Annotated in this window: 22 protein-coding genes and 1 pseudogene; 11 read left to right on the forward strand and 12 right to left on the reverse strand. The window is 70.8% G+C overall.

Annotated features, from left to right (window positions below; translation table 11 throughout):
• Positions 1–57 precede the first annotated feature (57 nt).
• From ACZ7OH_RS15065 to thrS, 3 genes are all read left to right on the forward strand, one after another.
• On the forward strand, positions 58–435 hold the full coding sequence (locus tag ACZ7OH_RS15065) for a VOC family protein (RefSeq protein ID WP_470281310.1): 378 nt from the start codon (positions 58–60) through the stop codon (positions 433–435).
• Between the two features lie 25 nt (positions 436–460).
• Positions 461–934 carry a heme-degrading domain-containing protein gene (locus tag ACZ7OH_RS15070; RefSeq protein WP_470281311.1) on the forward strand — a complete coding sequence of 158 codons (474 nt, stop codon included), beginning with the start codon at positions 461–463 and terminating at the stop codon, positions 932–934.
• 92 nt (positions 935–1,026) lie between these two features.
• The gene (gene thrS / locus ACZ7OH_RS15075; RefSeq protein ID WP_470281312.1) at positions 1,027–2,325 is read left to right on the forward strand and encodes a threonine--tRNA ligase; all 1,299 of its coding nucleotides are present in this window, start codon (positions 1,027–1,029) and stop codon (positions 2,323–2,325) included.
• Here thrS and ACZ7OH_RS15080 read toward each other — a convergent pair.
• The 5 genes from ACZ7OH_RS15080 to ACZ7OH_RS15100 all read right to left on the reverse strand — a co-directional run bounded on the left by ACZ7OH_RS15080 (position 2,255) and on the right by ACZ7OH_RS15100 (position 7,191).
• Entirely contained in the window at positions 2,255–3,097 is an 843-nt protein-coding gene (locus tag ACZ7OH_RS15080; protein WP_470281313.1) for a MerR family transcriptional regulator, read from the reverse strand. The genes thrS and ACZ7OH_RS15080 overlap by 71 nt on opposite strands.
• Before the next feature lie 113 nt (positions 3,098–3,210).
• The gene (locus ACZ7OH_RS15085) at positions 3,211–4,038 is read right to left on the reverse strand and encodes an ABC transporter permease (RefSeq protein ID WP_470281314.1); all 828 of its coding nucleotides are present in this window, start codon (positions 4,036–4,038) and stop codon (positions 3,211–3,213) included.
• Positions 4,035–4,928: an ABC transporter permease gene (locus tag ACZ7OH_RS15090; RefSeq protein ID WP_470281315.1), complete on the reverse strand. Its 894-nt coding sequence runs from the start codon at positions 4,926–4,928 to the stop codon at positions 4,035–4,037. Before ACZ7OH_RS15090 ends, ACZ7OH_RS15085 begins: the two co-directional genes overlap by 4 nt.
• Entirely contained in the window at positions 4,925–5,968 is a 1,044-nt protein-coding gene (locus ACZ7OH_RS15095; RefSeq protein WP_470281316.1) for an ABC transporter ATP-binding protein, read from the reverse strand. The genes ACZ7OH_RS15090 and ACZ7OH_RS15095 overlap by 4 nt, the downstream gene beginning before the upstream one ends.
• Positions 5,965–7,191 carry an extracellular solute-binding protein gene (locus tag ACZ7OH_RS15100; RefSeq protein ID WP_470281317.1) on the reverse strand — a complete coding sequence of 409 codons (1,227 nt, stop codon included), beginning with the start codon at positions 7,189–7,191 and terminating at the stop codon, positions 5,965–5,967. The genes ACZ7OH_RS15095 and ACZ7OH_RS15100 overlap by 4 nt, the downstream gene beginning before the upstream one ends.
• 62 nt (positions 7,192–7,253) lie before the next feature.
• Here ACZ7OH_RS15100 and ACZ7OH_RS15105 point away from each other — a divergent pair, with 62 nt between their 5' ends.
• From ACZ7OH_RS15105 to ACZ7OH_RS15120, 4 genes are all read left to right on the forward strand, one after another.
• Complete coding sequence (locus ACZ7OH_RS15105) at positions 7,254–7,949, forward strand: GntR family transcriptional regulator (protein WP_470281456.1); 696 nt, start codon at positions 7,254–7,256, stop codon at positions 7,947–7,949.
• Positions 7,946–8,851 carry a dihydrodipicolinate synthase family protein gene (locus ACZ7OH_RS15110; protein ID WP_470281318.1) on the forward strand — a complete coding sequence of 302 codons (906 nt, stop codon included), beginning with the start codon at positions 7,946–7,948 and terminating at the stop codon, positions 8,849–8,851. The genes ACZ7OH_RS15105 and ACZ7OH_RS15110 overlap by 4 nt, the downstream gene beginning before the upstream one ends.
• A gap of 476 nt (positions 8,852–9,327) precedes the next feature.
• Positions 9,328–10,365, forward strand: a complete 1,038-nt coding sequence (locus ACZ7OH_RS15115; RefSeq protein WP_470281319.1) for a fatty acid desaturase family protein — start codon at positions 9,328–9,330, stop codon at positions 10,363–10,365.
• Positions 10,362–10,544 (forward strand): RGCVC family protein, encoded by a 183-nt coding sequence (locus tag ACZ7OH_RS15120; RefSeq protein WP_470281320.1) that lies wholly within the window; start codon positions 10,362–10,364, stop codon positions 10,542–10,544. Before ACZ7OH_RS15115 ends, ACZ7OH_RS15120 begins: the two co-directional genes overlap by 4 nt.
• A 222-nt stretch (positions 10,545–10,766) precedes the next feature.
• Here the strand turns inward: ACZ7OH_RS15120 and ACZ7OH_RS15125 are convergent, their stop codons facing one another.
• The gene (locus ACZ7OH_RS15125; protein ID WP_470281321.1) at positions 10,767–11,729 is read right to left on the reverse strand and encodes an RNA polymerase subunit sigma-70; all 963 of its coding nucleotides are present in this window, start codon (positions 11,727–11,729) and stop codon (positions 10,767–10,769) included.
• Between the two features lie 212 nt (positions 11,730–11,941).
• Here ACZ7OH_RS15125 and lysA point away from each other — a divergent pair, with 212 nt between their 5' ends.
• Positions 11,942–13,285: a diaminopimelate decarboxylase gene (lysA, locus tag ACZ7OH_RS15130; RefSeq protein ID WP_400896642.1), complete on the forward strand. Its 1,344-nt coding sequence runs from the start codon at positions 11,942–11,944 to the stop codon at positions 13,283–13,285.
• A gap of 147 nt (positions 13,286–13,432) precedes the next feature.
• Here lysA and ACZ7OH_RS15135 read toward each other — a convergent pair.
• Positions 13,433–13,525 (reverse strand): annotated as a pseudogene (locus ACZ7OH_RS15135) (hypothetical protein); the annotation flags it as partial.
• A 291-nt stretch (positions 13,526–13,816) separates the two neighbouring features.
• On the reverse strand, positions 13,817–15,343 hold the full coding sequence (locus ACZ7OH_RS15140) for an APC family permease (RefSeq protein WP_470281322.1): 1,527 nt from the start codon (positions 15,341–15,343) through the stop codon (positions 13,817–13,819).
• A gap of 265 nt (positions 15,344–15,608) precedes the next feature.
• Here ACZ7OH_RS15140 and ACZ7OH_RS15145 point away from each other — a divergent pair, with 265 nt between their 5' ends.
• On the forward strand, positions 15,609–16,085 hold the full coding sequence (locus ACZ7OH_RS15145; protein ID WP_086677247.1) for an Lrp/AsnC family transcriptional regulator: 477 nt from the start codon (positions 15,609–15,611) through the stop codon (positions 16,083–16,085).
• Positions 16,086–16,138: 53 nt separating this feature from the next.
• Here the strand turns inward: ACZ7OH_RS15145 and helR are convergent, their stop codons facing one another.
• On the reverse strand, positions 16,139–18,388 hold the full coding sequence (gene helR / locus ACZ7OH_RS15150; RefSeq protein ID WP_470281323.1) for an RNA polymerase recycling motor ATPase HelR: 2,250 nt from the start codon (positions 18,386–18,388) through the stop codon (positions 16,139–16,141).
• A gap of 101 nt (positions 18,389–18,489) precedes the next feature.
• On the reverse strand, positions 18,490–20,307 hold the full coding sequence (locus ACZ7OH_RS15155) for a LamG-like jellyroll fold domain-containing protein (protein ID WP_470281324.1): 1,818 nt from the start codon (positions 20,305–20,307) through the stop codon (positions 18,490–18,492).
• 79 nt (positions 20,308–20,386) lie between these two features.
• Here ACZ7OH_RS15155 and ACZ7OH_RS15160 point away from each other — a divergent pair, with 79 nt between their 5' ends.
• Positions 20,387–20,770 carry a VOC family protein gene (locus ACZ7OH_RS15160; protein WP_470281325.1) on the forward strand — a complete coding sequence of 128 codons (384 nt, stop codon included), beginning with the start codon at positions 20,387–20,389 and terminating at the stop codon, positions 20,768–20,770.
• On the opposite strand, the gene ACZ7OH_RS15165 is transcribed toward ACZ7OH_RS15160, so the two are convergent.
• Positions 20,746–21,234, reverse strand: a complete 489-nt coding sequence (locus ACZ7OH_RS15165; RefSeq protein WP_470281326.1) for a DUF6328 family protein — start codon at positions 21,232–21,234, stop codon at positions 20,746–20,748. The two genes, ACZ7OH_RS15160 and ACZ7OH_RS15165, sit on opposite strands and share 25 nt — an antisense overlap.
• A 29-nt stretch (positions 21,235–21,263) precedes the next feature.
• Positions 21,264–22,223: a helix-turn-helix transcriptional regulator gene (locus ACZ7OH_RS15170; RefSeq protein WP_470281327.1), complete on the reverse strand. Its 960-nt coding sequence runs from the start codon at positions 22,221–22,223 to the stop codon at positions 21,264–21,266.
• 56 nt (positions 22,224–22,279) lie between these two features.
• On the opposite strand from ACZ7OH_RS15170, the gene ACZ7OH_RS15175 reads away from it, so the two are divergent.
• Complete coding sequence (locus ACZ7OH_RS15175) at positions 22,280–22,903, forward strand: GNAT family N-acetyltransferase (RefSeq protein ID WP_470281328.1); 624 nt, start codon at positions 22,280–22,282, stop codon at positions 22,901–22,903.
• Position 22,904 lies beyond the last annotated feature (1 nt).

Here is a 22,904-nt window from a genome sequence, read left to right on the forward strand (position 1 = left end):
GAGGTTTTCCCACGTCAGCGGACCGGGTACGGTCGCCGCCGAGAGAGAGGTGGAGCCATGCTCGCTTCAGCGGAACTGGTCGCCTTCGCACCGTCGACCGACCTGGAACGTTCACGTACCTTCTACACGGATGTCGCCGGGCTCGAGTTCATCGAGCAGACCCCCTTCGCGTGCGTGTTCCGCAGTGGCGCGACCATGCTGCGCGTCACCGCCGTGGCCGAGTTCACGCCCCAGCCGTTCACGGTGCTCGGCTGGGCGGTCGCCGACATCCGCGTCGCGGTGGCCGGCCTGCGCGACCGGGGCGTGGAGTTCCTCACGTTCGACACGCTGCCACAGGACACCGACAAAATCTGGACCACGCCCGGCGGTCGGATCGCGTGGTTCCGCGATCCGGACGGCAACGTGCTGTCCCTGACCGAGTTCACTGGCAATTAAACAACACTGTTGATTTAATGGGTGGATGACCGAAGCCGATCGCCTCGCCCAGCTCGCTGACCAGGAAGAACGTCTCCAGTTCACCCAGTTCGACAACGAGACGGCGCTCGCTCTCGGCGCCCAGCTGCTGGCCGCGGCGCGGGACCGCGGGCTGCCGGTGACGGTCTCGGTCCGCCGCGGCGGCCAGCGCCTCTTCCACGCGGCCCTGCCCGGGACGTCCGCGGACAACGACGCGTGGATCGACCGCAAGAGCCGCGTGGTCGACCGCTACGGCCACAGCTCGTTCTACGTGGGTACGCAGTTCCGCGCGAAGGGCGGCTCGTTCGAGGCGGACTCCCGCCTGGAACCGGACGAGTACGCGGCCCACGGCGGGGTGTTCCCGGTGCTCGTCCGCGGCGTCGGACCGGTCGGGACGGTCGGCGTCTCCGGGCTCCCGCAGGCCGACGACCACGCGTTCGTCGTCGAGCAGCTGGAGCTGTTCCTGGCTCCGCGGAAATGACTGGCGAGAGCGGCTACTGTTGAAAACATGAAGCGCGCAGCGAACACGACGACGCCGGAGAGTGTCCCGGCGCGCTGATCCATGTTCGCGAAATGCCCGGGGCGGTCGCCCCGGGCTTTCGTCTTGTGGTCCTCCGCCTCGCCGTCCACGAGGAGTCCACAATGCACGACCACCGCAAGCTCGGCCGCGAGCTCGGCCTGTTCGGCACCGACCCGCTCATCGGCGCCGGCCTGCCCTACTGGCTGCCCGACGGCGCGATCGTCCGCCATAGCCTGGAGGAGTACGTCCGCGGTCTCGAACGCCGTGCGGGGTACCGGCACGTCAATTCCCCCGTCCTCGGCAAACGCGAGCTGTACGAGATCTCCGGCCACTGGTCGCTCTACCGCGACGACATGTACCCGCCGATGGACGTCGGCGGCGAGCAGCTCGTGCTGCGGCCGAGCCTCTGCCCGCACCACGCGCTGATCTACCGTTCCCGCGGCCGCAGCTACCGCGAGCTGCCGCTGCGCATCGCCGAACTCGGCGGGATGTACCGCAGCGAGCTTTCCGGCGTGCTCGGCGGGTTGAGCCGCGTGCGCGCGATCCAGCTCAACGACGCGCACATCTTCTGCACCCCCGACCAGGTCGAAGCCGAAGCGGGCGCCGCACTGGCCCTGATCCGGCAGGCGTACGACGCGCTTGGCATCAGCCCGGCCCGCTACCGGCTTTCCCTGCCCGGCGCCGGCGGGAAGTACGTTCCCGGGGACTGGGAGCACGCCGTGGGCATCCTGCGTTCGGTCCTAGACGGCCTCCCGTACGACGCGGTCGAGGGCGAAGCGGCCTTCTACGGCCCCAAGATCGATGTCCAGGTCATCGACAGCGCGGGCCGCGAGTCGACCCTGTCCACCGTGCAGATCGACTTCCACATGCCCGAGCAGTTCGGCCTCGAGTACGTGGGCGCGGACGCGGCGAAGCACCGGCCGGTCATGGTGCACCGCAGCATCATCGGCAGCGTCGAACGCGCAGTGGCGCAGCTGCTCGAGGTCCACGGCGGTGCGTTCCCGGCCTGGCTGGCGCCGGTGCAGCTGCGGTTGCTGCCGCTGTCCGCCGCCGAACTCCCCTACGCACGGTCGCTTTTGGACAGTTGCGACGACCTGCGAGTCGAGATCGCCTCCGAAGGCAGCCTCGGCGCGCGGATCCGGGACGGCCGGCTGGTGCCTTACCAGGCCGTGATCGGGCCGCGGGAGGCCGCTGCCGGGCAGCTTTCCCTGCGGTTGCGCGACGGAAGCCGGGTGAACGCCCAACCGGTGGAGGACGCGCTGGCATCGATCCTGGAGGCGGTCAGGCCGCCATGGCCTCGGCCAGCCAGTCGAAGGCGGGAGCCAGGCTTTCCGGTGCCGCCCAGCCGTTGATCACCCCCAATAGCTGCATGTAGCGCTCGCGGCGCGGATCGTTGGCGACGCCGAGCCATTCCCGGAGCTCGTCGGGATCGCGTCCCAACCCGTCGACGATCGCCTTCGCCGCCGGGGACTTCGGCACGATCCCGGTCACGACGGCCGGGGTGACGGCGTCCCGTACCTCGGCCGCCAGGTCACGACGCAACCCGGCTTCATGACGGTCCGCGAACCGGCGCAGGTTCGCGCGGAACTCCGTGTCCCGCATCAGCACAGCCAGCTCGAGCCACGCCTCGGCCTGCTCGGGGCTGGGGTCCTCGGGCAGGTCCGGGGTCAGGGTCCGGGCGATCCCCGCCAGCTCGGGACGATCACCCAGCGCATCGGCGAGGAAGTCGCCGATCAGGCACTGCCGCTCCACTTCGGACAGCAGGGCCCGTTGGTGCGAGAGACTCGCTTCCCCGGGGCACGAGCCGCGGTCCGCCACCGCGTTCAGCACCTCCCTTCGCCGGCGCAGCACTCCGATCTGCACCTCCACCGCCGCGGCGTGCTCCGCCGCCACCTCCGCGACGGTGGTCTCGCCATCGATCACCCGCCGGATCGTGGCGAGGTCGACACCGAGGTCGCGGAGGACCCGGATGACGTCGAGCCGGGCGAGCGCGGCGTCGTCGTAACGGCGCTGGCCCGCGGTATTGCGCCCGGACGGCGGCACGAGGCCGCGATCCGAGTAGAACCGGACAGCCTTGACCGTCAGCCCGGTCCGGTGGGCGAGTTCGCCGATCGAATACCGCATGCCGCAAGCGTGGCAGCTCCCCTCGGGGGAGGCGCAAGACCTGCGAGTTCGCTCGATCGTGTCGATCATGCGTTCGACTTTTCGCGATAGAGTCGAACGCATGAGCGAACGAGCTAGGCCTCCTCCCGGATCCGGGTGACGAGCTGGGTCGGGTTCACGAACCGCAACGCGACGAGGAGGAGCACGAGCATGGAGGCGGTGTAGATGGTCGCCATGGCGTCGACCGACTGGTTGGCCCGGATGCCCGCGGCGAACACGGAGTTGTAGAGCGCCACGACGAGGGTCGTCGAGTCCGGGCCGGCGGTGAGGAACGTCAGCTCGAACATGCCGACCGTCCGGACCAGCACGAGGATCGAGGCGGCCAGGATCCCCGGCAGCAGCAGCGGGCCGAGGATCCGGGTGAACACCGAGACCGTGCGCGCGCCGGACATGCGCGCGGCGGCTTCGATCTTCGGGTCGATCTGCTCGATGAACGGCGTCATGGTCAGCACGACGAACGGCACCGACGGCACCAGGTTGGCCAGGATGACGCCGGTGATCGTGCCGGCGAGGTGGAACTTGTAGAGCACGGTGGCCAGCGGGATGCCGTAGGTGATGGGAGGGATCAGGATCGGCAGCACGAACAGCAGCATCACCAGGCGCTTGCCGGGGAACGAGCGGCGGGCCAGCGCGTAGGCGGCCGGGACGCCGACCGCCACCGACACGGCGATCACCACCAGGGCGACGATCGCCGTGGTGAGGAGGACGTCGGACAGACCGAACTCGCGCCAGGCGTCGGCGTACCAATGGGTGGTGAAGCCGTCCGGGAGCCAGGTGCCGAACCACTGCTTGCCGAACGAGTCGACGACGACCGAGAGCACGACGCCGGCGAGGTTGACGAAGAAGAACGCGACGATGGTCCAGACGACCCAACGTCCGGGACGCGCGACCCAACCGGTCATCCCTTGCCTCCGGTCGCTCCGCGGTACAGCGTGCCGCGCCACGCCATGACCAGGCCGATCACGATCAGCATGACCAGCGCCATGAGCATCGCGACGGCCGAGCCCATCGAGTAGTCGTACTCCTCGAAGGCGGCGTGGTAGGCCGCGATCGAGATGACGCGGGTCTCGTTCGCGGGGTCGCCGACGAGCTGGGCGCTCGGGAAGACCGAGAACGCCATGACGAACGAAAGGCAGAAGGTGATCGCCAGGCCGGGAGCAAGCAGGGGCAGCGTGATCCGGCGGAAGCGCTGGAGCCCGTTGGCGCCGAGCGTCGCGGCCGCCTTCTCCAGGGAGGGGTCGATGCCCGAGAGGTAGGACAACGTCAGCAGGAAGGAGAACGGGAAGCCGGTGATCACCAGGGACAGCAGCACGCCGGTGTAGTTGTGGATCAGCGGGAGCGGCTCGTCGGTGACGCCGAGGACGGTGAGCACCTTGTTCAGCCAGCCCGCCGGACCGCCGTACATGATCAGGCCCTGCGCGGTGAGCACCGTGCCGAGCGTGATCGGCACGACGAGGATCGTGGTCAGCAGGCGTTTGCCGCGGACGCGGCCGCGCATCACGTACGCGATCGGGATGCTGGCGAGCACGTTGATGAACGTCGCGGGCAGCGCGATGCCGAGCGTCGTCCAGATGGTGTCGCGGAGGTAGGGGTCGCCGAAGAAGCGCGCGTAGTTGGCGAAGACGCCGCCCTGGCGCGGGGCGAAGGACAACTGGAGGCCGTACAGGAAGGGGTACAGGAACAGGCAGGCGGTGACCAGCAGGCCGGGCACCAGGAGGAGCAGGGTGCGGTCGATGCCGCGTTCGGCCAGGCGGTGGCGCAGTGCCGGGCGGGCACTCGCGACGGCCGTCATGGCTCGAACACCAGGACGCGTTCGGCCGGGACGCCGATCCGCGTGGTGTCGCCGGGGGCGAGGCGCTTGTCGGTCCGGAAGTACACCGGCACGCCGCTCTCGAGGCGGGCCGAGACCGACAGCTCGCGGCCGTGGTACTCGACGATCTCGACCGTGACGTCGAGGGCGTTCTCCGCACCGTCGCCGACGACGAAGTCCTCCGGGCGGATCGCCACCTCGGCCGGGCCCTCGGTGAGCGAGCCGCGGCCGGTCAGACGAACTCCCGCGCCTTCCACGGTGACCGTGGAGCCGGCGGTTCCGGTGACCGTCACGTCTAGGAGGTTGCGGTAGCCCATGAAGGACGCGACGTAACTGTTGACCGGCTGGGCGTACACCTCCTCGGGGGTGCCGATCTGCTGCACCGCGCCCTCGCGCAGCACCACCAGGCGGTCGGCCAGCGACAGGGCTTCCTCCTGGTCGTGGGTGACGTACACCGTGGTCAGGCCGAGCGTCTGGTGAAGGCGGCGGATCTCCATCCGCATCTCGAGGCGGAGCTTGGCGTCCAGGTTGGACAGTGGCTCGTCCATCAGGACCACCGGCGGCTCGAGCACCACGGCCCGGGCGATGGCGACGCGCTGCTGCTGTCCACCGGACAGCTGCGCGGGGAACTTCGCCGCGTGGTCGGTGAGCTGGACCAGGCGCAGGGCCTCGTCGACGCGCCGGCGGGCGTCGGCCCGGCCGACCTTGCGCATCTTGAGGCCGAAGCCGACGTTGGCGCGGACCGACATGTGCGGGAACAGCGCGTAGTTCTGGAACACCATCCCGAACCCGCGCTGCTCCGGGGGCTGCCCGTCGATGCGGGTGTCGTCGAGCCAGATGCTGCCGCCGGTCAGGGGCAGCAGGCCGGCCAGGCAGTTCAGCGCGGTCGACTTGCCACAACCGGACGGCCCGAGCAGGGCCACGAACTCGCCGCGGGCGATGGCGAGGTCGAGGCCGCTCAGGGCGTTCGCGGTGCCGAAGCTGCGCGAGACGCCGTCCAGCCGCAGCTGCCCGAACGTCACTTCTTGCCGACCTTCGAGCCGCCGACCAGCTGGTTCCACTTGTCGAACGCCTTCACCTGCTGCTCGGCCGGCAGCGAGGTCTCCTTGGGGTACTGCGAGATCCACTGCTCGTACTCCGGGCGCCCGAACTGCTTGATCGTGTCCTGGCTCTTCTGCGGCGCCATCTGCAGGGTGACGTCCTTGACCGCCGGGCCGGGGTAGAAGTAGCCGTCGTCGTAGGCGATTGCCTGCTGGTCGGGCTTCAGCATCCACGCGATCAGCTGCAGGATCGCCGACTCCTGGTCGGGCGAGAGACCCTTGGGGATCAGGGCGTACTGGGCGTCGGTGACCCAGTGCATCGGCTGCATGATCGCGGTCTTGACCGTGTTGGGCACCGTGCCGAGCTTGCGTGGGTTGATGTCCCAGCCGGTCGTCGACATGATCATGTCCACCGAACCGGACGCCAGGTTCTTCATGGTCTCCGTGGTGCCGGAGGGGTAGTACTTCACGTACTTGCCCAGCTCCTGCAGGAACGCCCAGGTCTTGTCCCAGCCCTTGTCCGGGTCCTTCGGGTCCTTATCACCGAGCAGGTACGGCAGGCCCATCAGGAACGTCCGGCCCGGGCCGGAGTTCGACGGCTGCGCGTACTGGAACTTCTCCGGGTGCGCCTTGGCCCAGTCGAGCAGCTCTTGCGGGGACGCGGGCGCGGTCGGCACCGCGCCGGGGTTGAACTCCAGCAGCGGGCCGGACGGGTAGTAGACGACCTCGACACCGTAGCCGTTGGCCAGCTCCTGCATCTTCGCCGCGGGCTCGAGGTAGTTCTGCATGAGGTTCGGGAACCGGCTCGAGAAGTCCGGGAGGACCTTCGCCAGCGTGCCGTTCGCGATGCCGGCGGACAGGCCGTCCGTGCCGCTGAGGACGAGGTGGGTCTGGGCGACGCCGCCGTCCTGCTCGGCCTTCAGCTTGCCCGCCATGCTCGGCGCGGGCGCCGTCGAGTACGTGACCTTCGAGAGCACTTCCGGGTGCGCGGCCTTGAAGTTCTCGATCATCTGCTTGGTGAGCTGCAGGTTGCCCGCGACGTCGAGGATGTTCAGGTCGACGGGCTTGCTCGGTTTGTCCGGCACGGCCGAGGGATCCGCCGCCTGGCCGCCGCCCCCGCCGGGCGCGCCACAGGCCGCCAGGCCGGCGGCGAGGCTCGCCGCCAGCAGCACTCGTCGGAATCGGAAGCCGTTGCGACGCTGCATGGCTGCTCCCTGGGTCCATGATAATGTTGTATGTCGCATCGTATATCAGATCGGACATGCCAGTGGCGAGCACTTCTTCGGCCAGGAGGCCGCCGCCGCCCGTCTCGCGGACGGATTTCGTGCGCGACGCGATCAAAGAAGCGATCTTGAGCGGCGAGTTCGGGCCCGGCGAAACGCTCGTCGAGGCCGAGGTGGGCGCCCTGCTCGGGGTGTCGAAGACGCCGGTGCGCGAAGCGCTGCGGATCCTCGCCGGTTCCGGTTTGGTCACGATGAGCACGTACAAGGGGGCCTCGGTCCGGGTCATGGACGCCGAGAGCGCGTACGCGGTGTACGACTTGCGCGCGCTTCTCGAGCCCGAAGCCGTCCGACGCGCTGTCGAGCGCGGCGCGGACTTCGGCGACGCGCGGCAGGTGCTGGCCGCCGTCGAGACCGGCACGGACGCCGCCGACCGCGCGAAAGCGAGCCTGACCAACCGGTTGTTCCACCGCGCGCTCTACGCCGGGTGCGGGAACCCGCTGCTGGTCGACGTCCTCGACGGCCTGCGCGACCAGGCCGCGCTGATCACCGTCACCGGCTGGGGCTTCAGCCCGACGTGGCAGGGCGAGGCGGCCGAGCACCGGGCGATCCTGGGCGCCGCCGAGAGCGGGAACGCCCGGCAGGCCGAACACCTGCTGCGCCGGCACATCACGGATTTCCTCGACCGGGTCGCCCTCGGGCTGCCGGGTGAGCACAGCACCGAGACGAAGGGAACCCGATGACGTTCGAGCAGCAGAGGCGGCGGCTGTCCGGGGTCGTGGCCATCCCGGTCACGCCGTTCGACGCCGAGGGCGCCGTCGACGGGCAGACGTACGCGAAACTCGTCGACCGGCTGGTCACCGGCGGCATCGAGGTCGTGACGCCGAACGGGAACACCGGCGAGTTCTACGCGCTGGACGCGGCGGAAGCCCGGCAGTGCCTGGAGGTCACCGTCGAAGCCGTGGCGGGCCGGGCCAGTGTGCTCGCCGGCATCGGCCACGACGTCACCTCGGCGACGCGGGCCGCCGCGCACGCGCGGGACGCCGGCGCCGACATGATCATGATCCACCAGCCCGTGCACCCGTACGTCTCCGGCGACGGCTGGGTCGACTACCACGCCGCGATCGCGTCCGCGGTGCCCGAACTCGGTGTCGTGCTCTACGTCCGCAACCCGGCGATCGCCGGCGACCAGCTGCGGGCGCTGGGCGAGGCCGCGCCGAACGTCATCGGCGTCAAGTACGCCGTGCCCGACCCGGTGCGGTTCGGTTCGGTCGCGCGGGACGCCGGCTTCGAGCGGTTCGTGTGGATCGCGGGACTGGCGGAGCTCTCGGCGCCCGGCTACTTCGCCGTCGGGGCGACCGGGTTCACGTCGGGCCTGGTGAACGTCGACCCGGCGATCTCGCTGGAGATGTTCCGCGCACTGTCCACAGGGGACTATCCGGCGGCGATGACGGTGTGGGAGCGGATCCGGCCGTTCGAAGAGCTGCGTGCCGCGAACGGGAACGCGAACAACGTGAGCGTGGTGAAGGACGCGCTCGGCCAGCTCGGCCTGTGCCGCCCCGACGTCCGGCCGCCGAGCCGCCTGCTGACGGGAGCAGAACGCGAACGGCTCTTCGGGCTGCTTTCGTCCTGGGGGCTTTCGTGAAGGTGGTGGCTCGTCGGCACGCCGGAGCGCGGTGACGCCGAAGTCCGGCTCGCCGACGAGCCACCAGATGACCGGAGTCGTGCCGGAAGAAACAAGCTGCAGCAACCCAATTGGGCGCCTCGGGCGTCGCTCTGCGCGACTACGGGCGGCTGCTCGCCGGCCGATCGGCCGACACGGTTGCGTACGAGCGGGTTCCGGACCCGGACTCGGCTCCTGTCCCCCGGCCGGAGCTGCCCGGCCGGAAAGTTTCGGGTGTGTGGTAAGTCACCTTTCATCCCGATGTGGCTGACTGTACACCTCTTCGGCAGGCCGTGGGGAATTGCCATGGAGGCGGCGGGATGGGAGGCTGAGCACAGGACGCGGTGCCCACCGCGACCAGGCCCCAGTGCCCTTTTCCCGGACCGGACCCGGACCCCGTCGGGGCCGGAAACCGTTGCTGGACAAGCCTTTGAGACTTAGCCAGAGCGGTGACGCCGATGACTTCCACCCAGGTTCCGGACACCCCCGCCACGGCCGGCAGCGACTTCGCCGAGCTGTCCCGGCTGATCAAGGACGCGGGGCTCCTCCGCCGGCGCCGGCGGTACTACGCGGTGCGCATCGGGCTCAACCTCGCCGCGTTCGGCGGCGGCTGGGTCGCGTTCGCCTACCTCGGCGACTCGTGGTGGCAGCTGTTCCTCGCGGCCTTCTTCGCGATGATGTTCGCGCAGCTGTCGTTCATCGGCCACGACGCCGGGCACAAGCAGATCTTCCGCAGCCGCCGGGCGAACGACGCGACCGGCTTCGTCCACGGTGGACTGACCGGGCTGAGCTACGGCTGGTGGATCGGCACGCACGCGCGGCACCACGCCAACCCCAACCACGAGGACGAGGACCCGGACGTCGACATCGCCGCGCTCGCGTTCAGCAAGGCGCAGAGCGCGCAGAAGCGCGGGTTCCTGCGCTGGGTGGCCAAGTACCAGGCGTTCCTGTTCTTCCCGCTGCTGCTGCTCGAGGGCCTGAACCTGCACGTATCGAGCGTGAAAGCGGTGCTGCGCAAGGACATCCGGCGCCGCAAGCTGGAGTCCGCGCTGCTGATCGCGCACCTCGTGGCGTACCTCGCCGCGGTGTTCATCGTGCTGTCGCCGCTGACCGGGATCATCTTCATCCTGGTGCACCAGTTCCTGTGGGGTCTGTACATGGGCTGCTCGTTCGCGCCCAACCACAAGGGCATGGAGATGCTCGCGACCGGGCACAAGCTCGACTTCCTGCGCAAGCAGGTCCTGACTTCGCGCAACATCCGCGGCGGCCGGGTCGTCGACTTCGCGCTCGGCGGGCTGAACTACCAGATCGAGCACCACCTGTTCCCGAGCATGGCCCGGCCGAACCTCAAGCACGCGCAGGTGATCGTCCGCGAGTTCTGCGAGCGGCACGGGATTTCGTACGCCCAGTGCGGCTGGGCGCGCTCGTACGGGTACGTGCTCCAGCACCTCCACGAGGCGAGCGAACCGTTGCGAAAGCCGCGGGTGGCGACATGACGGCCCCGGTGCCCGACGCGCCCGAGACGTCTCGATCCGGCACGCGCTGCCCGAGCTGCCCCCACCCGCTCGGCACGCACGACGCGATCGCGCGCCGCTACTGCGCGGCGACCGAGGCCGGCCACGGAACCGACCGCGGCTGCGTCTGCGGCACGGCGGCGGACCACAAGAAGGACTGACCGCACTGGTCAGGCGGACGTGGCTGCGCGTGCGGCTTGGGACGGCGGAAGCACTCCCGGCCGCACGCGGCGAGCCGCGCCGCTGCCAGCAGCACGGCGGGCAGGCGCGCGCCCACCGGGCCACCTCCTCGGCAAGCCGCGCCGCTGCCGGCAGCACGGCGGGCAGGCGCACGGCCACCGGTCCGCCTCCTCGGCAAGTCGCGCACGCCCGACCGTTTCCGCCTACGCCTGCAGCACCGCCGGCAGGCCGAACGCCCCGAACACCGCCGGCACGAACGTCGTCACCTCGGCCACCCGCCCGTCGGCGATCCGCAGCGCGTTGAGCCCGAACGCCCGGAACTCCCCATCGAAGCGCAGGTACGTCGCCACCGCCGGGCCGCCGTTCGCCTGGACCGGCACCATCCGCAGCTCCATCGACCGCGGCCCGTGCAGCACCGGCGCCCAGCCTTCGAGGACCGTCTCCCGGCCGCTGTACCAAGTCGGCTCGGGGCCGTCGTGGCCGCCCGCTCCCGGCTGGTGGCTGCACCGGATGTCCTCGCTGAGCACCGCCGCGATCGCCGCGTCGTCCGCCGTCGTCAACGCGGAGATGTACCGCGCGACCACTTCGCGCTCTTCGCTGCTCGAAGACACACGCCACTCCGTACGCCGCGAAGGCAGCTGCTCCTTCAACTCCGCCCGCGCCCGCTGAAGCGAGCTACTCACCGAAGCCGGGGTTGTCGACAACGCCGTCGCTGTCTCCTTCGCCGACCAGCCGACGACGTCGCGAAGGATGAGCACCGCGCGTTGCCGCGGCGAGAGGTACTGGACGGCCGCGAGGAACGCCAGCTCCACCGTCTCCCGCGAGATGGCGGCTTCGAGGAGGTCGTCCGGCGCCGGCTGCAGCCACGGGACGGCCGCCGCGGGGCGGGGCGCCAGGTGCGAACCCGACGCGGTCGACAAGTCGACAACCGGGACCACCCGCGGCGAACGGTCCAGGAAGTCCAGGCACGCGTTGGTCGCGATCTTGTACAGCCAAGCCCGCACACTCGCCCGCCCGGCGTACTGGGCACGCCCGCGCCAGGCGCGCAGGAACGTCTCCTGCACCAGGTCCTCGGCCTCGTCGAGCGAGCCCAGGAACCGGTAGCAGTGCACCCGCAGCTCCCGCCGGTGCTGCTCGGTCAGCTCGGCGAACTCCGTGTCGTCCATCGTGTCGGTAACCATGCCCCGTGTGACGCCGTCCGGCGCGAAGATTCAGCTCTTCGCAGGTCAACCGGGGTGTGGCCGAAGTTACTCGCGCGTTAACAACACGTCAGCGGCCGGCGTGAACCCGTCAGGACGGCATTCACGGGTGAGCACCGGAAGCGCGAAGCGCGGTGTCCTGACCGAGTCCGATCTGTCGTGATGCCCGGAGGCACCCCGTGACGCTCAGCGAGCTTCTTCCCAGCCTCGGCTGCGAAGCCGCCGATCACCTCGAGCCAGGAGTCTGGCCGCGAAGCACCCGAATCGGCGAAGACGGCGAACTCCTCTTCGCCGGCGCGAAGGTCAGCCACCTCGCCGCCCGCTTCGGGACGCCGTCCTACCTCCTCGACGAGCAGCAGGTCCGCGACACCGCCCGCGAGTACCGCGAAGCGCTGCCGGACGTCGAAGTCGCGTACGCGAGCAAGGCGCTGTGTACGCGGTCCGTACTGCGTTGGGTCGCCGAAGAGGGCTTGTCGCTCGACACCTGCTCCGCGGGCGAGATCGCCGTCGCACGCGCTGTCGGCTTCCCCGCGGAGCGGATGCTGCTGCACGGCAACGCGAAGACACCCGAAGACCTGAAGGCCGCTCTCGGGTACGGCGTCCGGCGGATCGTCGTCGACTCGCTCGACGAGATCGAGCAGCTCGGCGCGCTCGCGCACGGCGCGCAGCAGGTGATGATCCGCGTGACGCCCGGTGTCGCGGCCGGGGCGCACGCGTCGATCAGCACCGGCACCGAAGGCCAGAAGTTCGGCTTCTCGCTCCTCGACGGCGTACCCGACAACGTCGACTCCGCCGTCGAAGCAGTGAAAAGGCAACCCGGGTTGCGACTTCAGGGCCTTCACTGCCACATCGGCTCACAGGTGACCAGAATCGACCGGTACGAGGCTGCCGCGCGGCGGATGGCCGAAGTGCTCGTCCGGCTCCGCGACACCCACGGCGTCACGCTGCGGGAGCTCGACCTCGGCGGCGGGCACGCGGTGCCGTACGTCGGCGGCGAGCCCGCGTTCGACCTCGGCGGCTACTCGCGACGGCTGCGCGTGGCCCTCGCCTACGAATGCGCGGCGCACGGTTTCCCCATGCCCCGCTTGACGATCGAGCCGGGCCGGGCGATCGTCGGGCCGGCCGGGATCACGGTGTACCGGGTGTGCGCGGTCAAACGCGGCAGCCGCACGTTCGTCGCGGTCGACGGCGGCATGAGCGACAACGCCCGCCCGTCGCTCTACGGCGCCCGCTACACGACGCGGCTGATCGGGCGGCGCTCCAAGGAAAAGCGCGTCCCGATGACGGTCGTCGGCAGGCACTGCGAGTCCGGCGACGTCCTCGCCGACGGCCTCAGCCTGCCCGCCGACCTGCGCGCCGGCGACCTCTTGGCCGTGCCGTGCACCGGCGCGTACCACCACTCGCTGGCGTCGAACTACAACCAGGTCGGCCGCCCGCCGCTGGTCGGGGTCAAGGACGGCGTCGCGACGCTGCTCGTGCGCCGCGAAACCGAGGAGGACCTCAGCCGCCGCGACTTGGGCTGACCGCTTCGAGCCCGGAGAGCGGCACGCCCAGCGCGTACCGCCGGCCCAGCACGAAGTGCACCGCACCCCGGCGACGACCGGCGCGACGATCGCGTCCGTCATGCGATCGAGCAGCGCGCGCTTGCTGCGGAAGTGCCAGTACAACGCGGGCGGCTTGACGCCCAGCTCGGTGGCCAGCCGCCGGACGGTCAGCTTGTAGCCCGTCGGCTTCGAGCAGGCGAAGCGCGACGCGCACCGCACCGTCGACGTCCAGCGACATGCTCCTCCTTGACGCCTTGACCTGTTAGGCGCGGGCCCGGTGGGCGTGCTCAAGCTGGCCGGCGCCGAACCCCTGGTCCTGGAGCGGCTGACCGTTCGCGGACCTCCTGTCCGGGATCAACACGCGCTACGACTTCCCTTACCCCGCCGCGAAGCCGGTCGGCGAGCACTCCCCGGACCTCGAACTCGTCCACGACGACGGCCACACGTCCCGGCCGCGGCCTCCTGCTGACGACCGAGTACGTGACCGAACCGCGGGTCGACGTCGTGGTTCTAGACCGGCTCGATGACGTCGCCGCCGCGCCGCACCACCCCGCGTGGCAGCCGGCGGCCGGCGAAGAAGTCGCGGCACGCGCGGTGCACCGCGAACATCAGCGGCACCCCCAGCACGATCGACACCACGCCGATCACCGCGACCCCGCCGATGCCGAACACCGTCGTCTCGCCCGCGTCCGGCTTCGCGTACTCCACCAGCGCGAACACCAGCACGGCCAGGAAGAACACCCCGCCGGTGAACGGCAGCAGCCCGCGCAGCACGAAATTGCGCACGCTCGCCAGCAGCGTGCGGCGGAACACCCAGACGCAGGCCAGCGCCGTCATCGTGTACTCGATCGCGATGGTCAGCCCGACCGCGTCGACCGAGTCCGACAGCACGTTGTCGCTGACCAGCGCCAAGAGCACGTACACCGCCAGCGACACGAGCCCGAACGTCCAGGTGGCCACCGACGGCGTCCGGTACTTCGGGTGCACCCGGCCGAAAACGCGAGGCAGCGCGCCGTGGCTGGCCATCGACAACGTCGTGCGCGCGGCGGGCATGATCGTCGCCTGGCTGGTGGCCGCGCCGCTCGTGAGCACCGAGACGATCAGCAGCACGCCCAGCACCTTGCCGCCCACGCCGTCGCCGAAGACCGCGCCGCCGAGCCCGGCGAGGACGTCGTCGGAGTTGGCCGCGTTGCCCAGGCCGATCCCTTCGGTGCCTACGCCGGCGAAGGCCAGCGCGGCGACCGTGACGAGCAGGTAGTTCAGCACCAGCAACACGGTCGAGAGCACCGCCGCGCGGCCCGGCGCGTGCCGCGGGTCGGCCGACTCCTCGTTGACCGACAGCGAGCTTTCCCAGCCCCAGTAGATGAACACGGCCAGCAGCACCGCCGAGACGGCCGTCCCCGCGCCGACCCCGCCGGGCCACAGCCAGTCCAGGCGCGGCACCGACGCCTGCGGCCCGGCCGTGCCGTCGAAGACGCGGACGAGCGCGACGACCGAGAAGAGCACCAGGACCACGAGCTCCACGCCGAGCAGGATCCACTGCGCCCGCGCCGACACCTCGATGCCGCGGTAGCAGAGCCAGCACAGCACCAGCAGCCACGCGGCACCGATCGCCGTCGTGAGCCAGCGGTTGTCCGCCGCGCCGGACGCGCCGAACAGCAGCAGCGTGTACCGGCCGGTCAGCGCCGACTGGCTGCTCATCACCAGCAGCTGGGCGACCGTGACGACCCAGCCCGTGAACCACCCCGCGTGCGCGCCGAACGCGCGGGCCGCCCACGTGAAGTTGGTGCCGCAGTCGGGTTCCGCGCTGTTCAGCTCCCGGAAGGCCAGCGCGACGAACAGCACCGGGACGAACGAGAGCAGCACGAAAGCGGCCGCCTTGAAACCGGTGCCGGCCAGCACGATCAGGCCGAGCGTGGCCGCGATCGAGTACGCCGGCGCGGTCGACGACATCCCGATGACCATCGAGGACACCATGCCCAGCGCCCCACCGCGCAGCCCCTTCTCCGGGACAGCGGGAGCGAGTGCCACGGTCATTGCGTTGGTCCTCCTGGGGTTGCGAAAGACGGCAGAGCCGCCAGACGCTACCCGCCGCGGCCCCGCGAGGGGGCCCGGCTGTGCGCGGGCGCACAAAACCGCCTCGGAATGACTCGTGGGTTTCCCTCTCCGCCACCGAATCCTCGGCAAATCACGATCCTGGCGCCGGATCACGTGAAGCTGCCGCAGGGGTCTCGCTTTCTGGTCAGGGCTCGATACGCTGCGCACTTGACAAATCACATGCCGAAACACAGGGAGGGACGGCATGGGTGACGATTCACGTGCGCGCGGACTGGACAACACGGACAGATCGCTCATCGCCCTGCTGCAGCAGGATGGTCGCGCGTCGTTCACCGCGCTCGCGAAGGCGGTGGGGCTTTCGGAGGGAGCCGTCCGCCAGCGCGTGCAGCGGCTGCTGCGCGACGACCTCATGCAGATCGTCGCGGTGACCGACCCGGTCAACGTCGATCTGACGCGCCAGGCGATGGTCGGGATCAGCGTCGACGGCGCTGATCCGCGCGAGGTGGCGGACAAGCTGTCCGAGCTCGCGCACGTGCACTACGTCGTGCTCTGCGCCGGGCGCTACGACCTGCTGGCCGAACTCGTCTGCCGGGACGACGACCACATGCTCGAAGTGCTGGGCGAGGAGATCCGCAAGATCGACGGCGTGTCCGGGACCGAGCTGTTCGTCTACCTCAAGCTGGCCAAGCAGAACTACGCCTGGGGCCGGCTCACGGCGTAGCCGCTCGTGAGTGAGAAACAGTGTTCCAACCCTGTTTCTCACTCACGAGGCCGCTACAGGAACCGCCGGTAGCCGGCGCGCGCGGTCGCGCCCGCTTCGGCGAGCCCCGACAACACCGCCGGCAGCGGTTCCCGGTGCAGCACACCGAGGCGCTGCGTGGCGCGGGTGAGCGCGACGTACAGCTCGGCCGCGCCACGCGCGCCTGCGGCCAGGATCCGCTCCGGTTCGACGACGAGCACGGCGTCGAACTCCAGGCCCTTGGTCGCCGACGGCGGCACCGCGCCAGGCACGCCCGGCGGCCCGATGACGACGCTGGTGCCTTCGCGACCGGCTTCGTCGTGGGCGAACTCGTCGATGGCGTCCCGCAGTTCGCCGTCGGCGATTCGCCGTGACCACGGCCGGATCCCGCACGCGCGCACCGATTCGGGCGCCCGCGCGGCCGGCGCGAACTCCGCGAGCAGCGCGCCGGCGACGCTCATGATCTCCGCCGGGGTCCGGTAGTTGACGGTCAGCTCCCGGTACACCCACCGATCGGCGACGTACGGCGCCAGCACCGGCCCCCACGCCGTCGCCCCGGCCGCGCTCCGGCGCTGCGCCAGGTCTCCGACGATCGTGAACGACCTGCTCGGGCACCGCCGCATCAGCAGCCGCCAGTCCATTTCGGATAGTTCCTGCGCCTCGTCGACGACGACGTGCCCGTACGTCCAGTCGCGGTCGGCCGCCGCGCGTTCGGCGAGGTCACGCGCGTCACGCTCGACGAACCGACCGGCCAGGTCTTCGGCGTACAGCAGGTCGGTGGCGACCAGGCCGAGGTCTTCGTCCAGCTCCTCGCGGTCCAGCTTGATCAGGTCCATCACGCCTTCGGCGTACTCGGCGTCCTCCTCTGCCTGCAGGCGGGCCGCGGCGCGTTCGGCGGAGTCGTCCCGGCCGAGCAGGTCGACCAGCTCGTCGAGCAACGGCACGTCCGAGACCGTCCACGCCGCGCCGTCCGCGCGGAACAGCGCGGGATCGGCCCCGGCGGCGGCGAGCCGGCGCGGCGACATGTACAGCGGTGCCAGTAGCGTCTCCGGCGTCAGCTCCGGCCACAACGCGGCGAGTGCGGCGTCGAGGCCTTCGTGCCCGGCCAGCTCGTCGAGGACGTCGGCGCGCAGACCGGCCCACGCCCCACGGTCTTCGCTGGTCAGCCAGCCCTCGCCGATCCGCGCCACGGCCCGCTCGGCGAGCGTCCGCACGACGTGCTCGCGGAAGACCGCGCGAGCCTCGTTGTGCGGCAGCCCGGACCGGCGCGCTTCGAGCCGGGCTTCGTCCGCGACGGCGGCGTCGAGGTCGACGGTGACGTCGGCCAGCTCGACCGGCACCGGTTCGTCGGGCACCTTCTGCCGGTCGGCGACCGCCGCCTTCAGCACGTCGAGGATCTTCAGCGAACCCTTGAGCCGCGCCACTTCCGGCGCGTCCTCGGCGGTCACGCGCATCCCCGGGACGAGGTCGCCGGTGGTCATGAAGACGACGTCGGACTCGCCGAGCGAGGGCAGCACCCGGCCGATGTGGTCCAGGAACAGCGGGCTCGGCCCGACCACCAGCACGCCGCTGCGCGACATCCGCTCGCGCCGCGTGTAGAGCAGGTACGCGACGCGGTGCAGCGCGACGGCCGTCTTGCCGGTGCCCGGCCCGCCCTCCACGACGAGCACGCCCGGGTGCCCGAGCCGGATGATCTCGTCCTGCTCGGCCTGGATCGTCGCGACGATGTCCCGCATGCCCTCGCCGCGCGGGGCGTTGACGGCCGCCAGCAACGCCGCGTCGCCGCGCACTGTGAAACTTTCCTGGGGGGACGACCCCCCAGACCCCCCGAAGGTGCCGGAGCCCGGCCGGCCGAGCACCTCATCGGTGAAATCGACGACCTTCCGCCCCATTGTGTGGAACTGCCGCCGGCGGCGCATGTTTTCCGGCGTCGCCGCGGTGGCGACGTAGAACGGGCGCGCCGCCGGCGCCCGCCAATCCAGCAGAAGCGGTTCGTAGCCGTTTTCGCCGTCGAAAAGACCGATCCGGCCGATGTAGCGGGTTTCGCCCGAAAGGGCGTCCAGCCGGCCGAAGCAGAGCCCGTTGTCGGCGACGTTCAGCCGGACCGTTTCGCGCGCCCGGACGCGCACGTCCGCGTCCCGCTCCACCAGCGTGGTCCCCGGTTCTCCGAGAGCGTGGTCGTAGCGGACGCGCGCCTCGTCGCGTTCGCGGTCGAGGCGCGCGTACAGCCCGTCGACGTACGCGCGCTCCGCCCGCAATTCCTCGTCGTACCCCTGGTTTGACAAATTCCCCTCACAGCGGTTAGACTGATGGAACATTCGACGAATCTTCCTGTTTCACTCGGGAGGCACGTCGATTTTTTATTGTCCACCCGCTGTCAAGGGCCTCAGCCCAGCATGAATTCCCGCGGGTTCAGCGGCCGGTCCACCACCCGCACGTCACCCAGCAACCCGGCGAAGCTCCGGTCGACCTTGCCCTCGTAGGAGGAGGCCCCGACCAGCCACGACCCGCCCGGGTTCGCGAGGCCGATCGCCGGTGTGGCGGGGTTCCGCACCACCGGGCAGCCGTCGACGTAGACGACCGTGCGCCGCCCGTCGTTGACCACCGCGACGTGCCACCACTTCTCGACCGCCAGCTCGTGGCCCCAGTTCGTCGAGATCCGGTCCTGGTTCAGCGGGAACACCGCCCACTGCAGCTCGCCACTGTCCGAAAGGGACAGTGTGGCCGCCGACTCCTTCGGGTCGTCGCCGGTCTTGCCCGCGGCCGCGCCGCTGCCTTGCCGGGCGAACAGGCCGCACCAGCCGTGGTGGCCGTCCTTGAAGTTCGCCGGCAGCCAGAAGAACGCCTCGACGGTGTAGCCGCGTTCGAACGTCAGCTTGTTCATCGGCGCCGCGTCGACCGTGCGCAGGTACGCGCCGCGGCTCGGGTCGCGGCCGCCGTCGAACCGCAGGCTCGCCCGCGACGGCTGCCGAGGCGAGAACTCGCTGGAGAACTTCAGCGCGTCCGGGCCGCTGCCGGGCGCGGTGACGCGGGTGAGGTCGTTGCCGCGACCGGTCTGGTCCCGCACGACGACGTCGTCCGGCACGGGCTTGCCGTCCTGACCGCCCTCGAAGCGCCAGTAGGCGACCGTGCCCGGCACCAGCTGCTGCTTCGCCGGCCGTCCGGGCGGGACCGGCACCGGCGCGAAGCCCTTGAAGCGCTCGGCGAAGTCGATCTCCAGGCTGAAGTAGTCGGCGACGCCGCTGCGTTCGACCTCGATCCGCTGCATCTCCGACAGGTGGTCCTGTGCGGCGAGCCACGGCGAGAACGTCCGGACGTCGACCACGCCGCGCGCGAGGTCGAACTGGTAGAGCCGGACCATCGCGCTGCCGCCGTAGTAGCGGTCCTGGTAGTTGGCGATGTGGACGTGCACGTCGTGCCCGGCGGCGTTCTTGCGGACCGTGCGCCCGGTCGGCCAGTAGTGCCCGTTCAGCGTCAGGAAGATCTGGTCGTTGCCGTCGACGAGCTCCTTCCAGACCAGCTCGCCGAAGGTGGAGAACTGCGCCTGGTGGTCGTCGTCGGCCCAGACCAGCTCGTGGATGGTGAGGATCGCGGGCAGCGTCGGGTGCTGCGCGAGGACCTGCTTCGCCCAGTTCAGGCCGCCGGCCGAGGGCCGCCAGTCGAGCGCCAGCAGGAGCCACTCGCGGCCGCCGCCGCGGAAGATGTGGAAGGTGTTGTAGCCGTCCTTCGTGGCGCCGCGGAACGTCGGCGAGTTGCGCTGGCGCTGCGGGCCGAACGCGTCGAGGTACGGCGACGGGCCGCGCTGGTCGTCCTTCGAGCCGTCGATGTCGTGGTTGCCCGCAAGGGTGCTGTACGGGAACCGGCGGCGGTCGAGGGCCTGGAACGACCGGCTGATGCGAGCGAACTCGTCCGCGCGGCCGTTCTGCGTGAGATCTCCGAGGTGAGCGAGGAAGACAACGTTGTCATCCGACTCGTCGAGGACATAGCGCAGCGAAGCGTCGAGCGGGGCCGCGTCACCGCGGTCCTCGTCGAACAGGTACTGCGTGTCCGGCATGACCACGAGCGTGAAGCGCGGATCTTCGGCGTCGGGGCGGTGCTGGCCCTGCGCTTGGGCGGCCGGCGCGCCGAGGACGCCCGGCAGGGTCGCCGCGGCGGCGACGGCCGGCGCGCCGAGGAGGAAGGTCCGGCGAGAAGTGTCAGTCACGGGCGGGAAGCTACGGGCGCCGCCCGACCGCCCCGGCAACTGCTGCCGAACACGGGATGAACAGCGGTACTGTGCGCGCATGCGGGTTTTCCGGCTGATCCAGCCCGTCGACGACATCGAGGTCGCGGTCGCTTTCTACACCGCCGTCCTCGGCGATCCCGGCGAGCGGATCTCGGTCAACCGGCACTACTTCACCTGCGGCGGCGTGGTGGTCGCCTGCGTCGAGGCGCCGCTCGAACACCGCGAACCGCGGCCGCGCAAGGACCCGCGGATCGTCTACCTCGCGGTCGACGACGTCGAGGAGACGTTCGAGCGCGTGCGCGGCGCCGGTCCGCGCTGGATCGACGACGCGATCGAGACCCAGTTCTGGGGCGAACGGTCCTTCTACGCCGACGACCCCTTCGGCAACCCGCTCTGCTTCGTCCAGGAAGACACGCTCTACTTGGGCGGTCCCGTCGGCTGATCGGCGTCGGACGGGTTCAGCCGCAGCGCCATGACGAACCACAGGCTCCCGAAGAGCAGCACGCACAGCACGGCCATCACGAACATCGCGACCCCGCCGTAGACCACCTTGGCGATCAGCGCGACCGTCGACGTGATCGCCAGGGCGAGGCAGACCAGGCCGACCAGCACCAGGCGGTTGCCGACCGTCAGGATCCGTTCGCGGCTCCCGGTGCGGAACAGCAGGCGGTGCCACGCGGCGGGCGCGGTCAGCAGCGCCGTCGCGGCCACCGCGAGCACCACCGCGGACAGGTGCAGCGACTTCTCGAACCCGCTGGCGTCGTGGAAGCGGTCGGTGAACACGACCGACAGCAGGAAGCCGAAGAGGATCTGCACCCCGGCCTGCGCGACGCGCAGCTCCTGCAGCAGCTCGCCGATGTTGCGCTGCAGCTGCTCGTTGCGGGTCTCGCCGGTCTGTTCCGCCACAGGAGGAAGATACGCGGGTTCCGGGCGGCTCACCGGTTGCCGGCGGCGGCCAGCAAGCGCTGCCCGAGGACGCTCACGGCCTGCCGGAGTTCGGGGCAGCGGACGATCCGGAACGGCGCCGGGAGCCGGGCGAGCTGCTCGGCGTACCACGCGGGGTTGCTGGTGCTGCCGGTCAGCCGGGTCGTCCCGGCGTCGACGCGCTCGAGCTTCCCGACCGCGCGCGGCAGGCACCGGCCGACCCGGTCGAGGGGCGCGTCGATGACGACTTCGACGTCGTACTCCCAGCCGACGGCGAGGTGGTCTTCGACCGCCGCGACGGGATCGAGGTCCGGGGGCGGCTCGAAGGTGTCGTCGCCGGGCACGACGCTGCGGACGCGGTCGATCCGGTACGCCCGTTGCGCGCCCTCCGGGTGGGTGCGGCAGAGCAGGTACCACCGGCCGTGGCGGACGACGACCGCCCACGGGTCGACCTCGCCCTCCCGCTCCCGGCCCACCTCGGAGCGGTAGCCGAGCCGGACGCGCCGGTGGTCGGCGCAGGCGTGCACGAGGGCCGCGGTCGTGCCGGGATCCGGCCGCGCGGCAGCGGCGTCCGGCGCGGGCGCGGCGGTCCGCCGGACGGCCTCGGCCTGCGCGGCGACCGGCTCCGGCAGGGCCTGCACGATCTTGCCGAGCGCGCCGCCGACGAGCGTGGCGGCGTCCCCGGCGTCGTGGTGGCCGTCGAGCACGGCCATGACCAGGCCGAGCGCCTCGGCCGGGCTGAACGTCAACGGCGGCAGCCGCAGGCCGCGCCCGACCCGGTAACCGCCGTACGGCCCGCGGGTGGCGACGACCGGGATGCCGGCCTCGCGCAGGATGCCGACGTACCGCCGGGCGGCGCGTTCGGACACGCCGAGCTTGCCGGCCAGCCGGTCGGCGGTGATGCCCGGAGCGGCCTGCAGGAGCTCGAGGGTGCGCAGCGCCCGCGCCGTCGGGCTGGTGTCGTCCGCCACGGGAGTTCCCGATTCCGGAAGTGGATCGTCCGGAACCGATCCTAGGCTGCCCGGCCATGACCGACACCCGCTCGACGGCCGACGTCACCGTCGTCCCCGCCAACGAGGCGTCCTGGGACGACCTCGTCGCGATCTTCGGCACCGCCGACTACCCCGGCCGCTGCCAGTGCCAGCGGTTCAAGGTCGCCGGCTGGATCTGGCGCGACTCCACGCAGGAGCAGCGGACCGCGATGCTGCGCGGCCAGACGGCGTGCGGTGAACGGAGCGCCGCCACCAGCGGGCTCGTCGCCTACGTCGACGGCGAACCGGCCGGCTGGGTCGCCGTCGAGCCGCGGACCGCCTACCCCAAGCTGCGCGGCTCGCGCGTCCCGTGGACCGGCCGCACCGAGGACAAGGACGACACCGGCGTCTGGGTCGTGACGTGCTTCGCCGTCCGCAAGGGCTACCGCGGCCGCGGCCTCACCTACCCGTTGGCCGAGGCGACGATCGGCTTAGCCCGCGAACGCGGTGCGCGCGCGCTCGAGGCGTACCCGATGATCACCCGGCCAGGTAAGGAAAACACCTGGGGCGAGCTGCACGTCGGTGCCCGTCAGGTGTTCGCCGACGCCGGGTTCACCGAAGTCAGCCACCCGACACCGCGCCGCGTGGTCATGCGTATTGAGTTGTCCACTGTGGACTGAT

The sequence above is a fragment of the Amycolatopsis sp. NPDC114478 genome (assembly GCF_055633805.1).

What these genes read in the sequence shown, in the direction of transcription:
- ACZ7OH_RS15065 (WP_470281310.1), top strand. Translation starts at nt 58, where the DNA reads ATGCTCGCTTCAGCGGAACTGGTCGCCTTCGCACCGTCGACCGACCTG.
- ACZ7OH_RS15070 (WP_470281311.1), top strand. Translation starts at nt 461, where the DNA reads ATGACCGAAGCCGATCGCCTCGCCCAGCTCGCTGACCAGGAAGAACGT.
- thrS (WP_470281312.1), top strand. Translation starts at nt 1,027, where the DNA reads ATGCCCGGGGCGGTCGCCCCGGGCTTTCGTCTTGTGGTCCTCCGCCTC.
- ACZ7OH_RS15080 (WP_470281313.1), bottom strand. Translation starts at nt 3,097, where the DNA reads ATGCGGTATTCGATCGGCGAACTCGCCCACCGGACCGGGCTGACGGTC.
- ACZ7OH_RS15085 (WP_470281314.1), bottom strand. Translation starts at nt 4,038, where the DNA reads ATGACCGGTTGGGTCGCGCGTCCCGGACGTTGGGTCGTCTGGACCATC.
- ACZ7OH_RS15090 (WP_470281315.1), bottom strand. Translation starts at nt 4,928, where the DNA reads ATGACGGCCGTCGCGAGTGCCCGCCCGGCACTGCGCCACCGCCTGGCC.
- ACZ7OH_RS15100 (WP_470281317.1), bottom strand. Translation starts at nt 7,191, where the DNA reads ATGCAGCGTCGCAACGGCTTCCGATTCCGACGAGTGCTGCTGGCGGCG.
- ACZ7OH_RS15110 (WP_470281318.1), top strand. Translation starts at nt 7,946, where the DNA reads ATGACGTTCGAGCAGCAGAGGCGGCGGCTGTCCGGGGTCGTGGCCATC.
- ACZ7OH_RS15115 (WP_470281319.1), top strand. Translation starts at nt 9,328, where the DNA reads ATGACTTCCACCCAGGTTCCGGACACCCCCGCCACGGCCGGCAGCGAC.
- ACZ7OH_RS15120 (WP_470281320.1), top strand. Translation starts at nt 10,362, where the DNA reads ATGACGGCCCCGGTGCCCGACGCGCCCGAGACGTCTCGATCCGGCACG.
- ACZ7OH_RS15125 (WP_470281321.1), bottom strand. Translation starts at nt 11,729, where the DNA reads ATGGACGACACGGAGTTCGCCGAGCTGACCGAGCAGCACCGGCGGGAG.
- ACZ7OH_RS15140 (WP_470281322.1), bottom strand. Translation starts at nt 15,343, where the DNA reads ATGACCGTGGCACTCGCTCCCGCTGTCCCGGAGAAGGGGCTGCGCGGT.
- ACZ7OH_RS15145 (WP_086677247.1), top strand. Translation starts at nt 15,609, where the DNA reads ATGGGTGACGATTCACGTGCGCGCGGACTGGACAACACGGACAGATCG.
- ACZ7OH_RS15160 (WP_470281325.1), top strand. Translation starts at nt 20,387, where the DNA reads ATGCGGGTTTTCCGGCTGATCCAGCCCGTCGACGACATCGAGGTCGCG.
- ACZ7OH_RS15175 (WP_470281328.1), top strand. Translation starts at nt 22,280, where the DNA reads ATGACCGACACCCGCTCGACGGCCGACGTCACCGTCGTCCCCGCCAAC.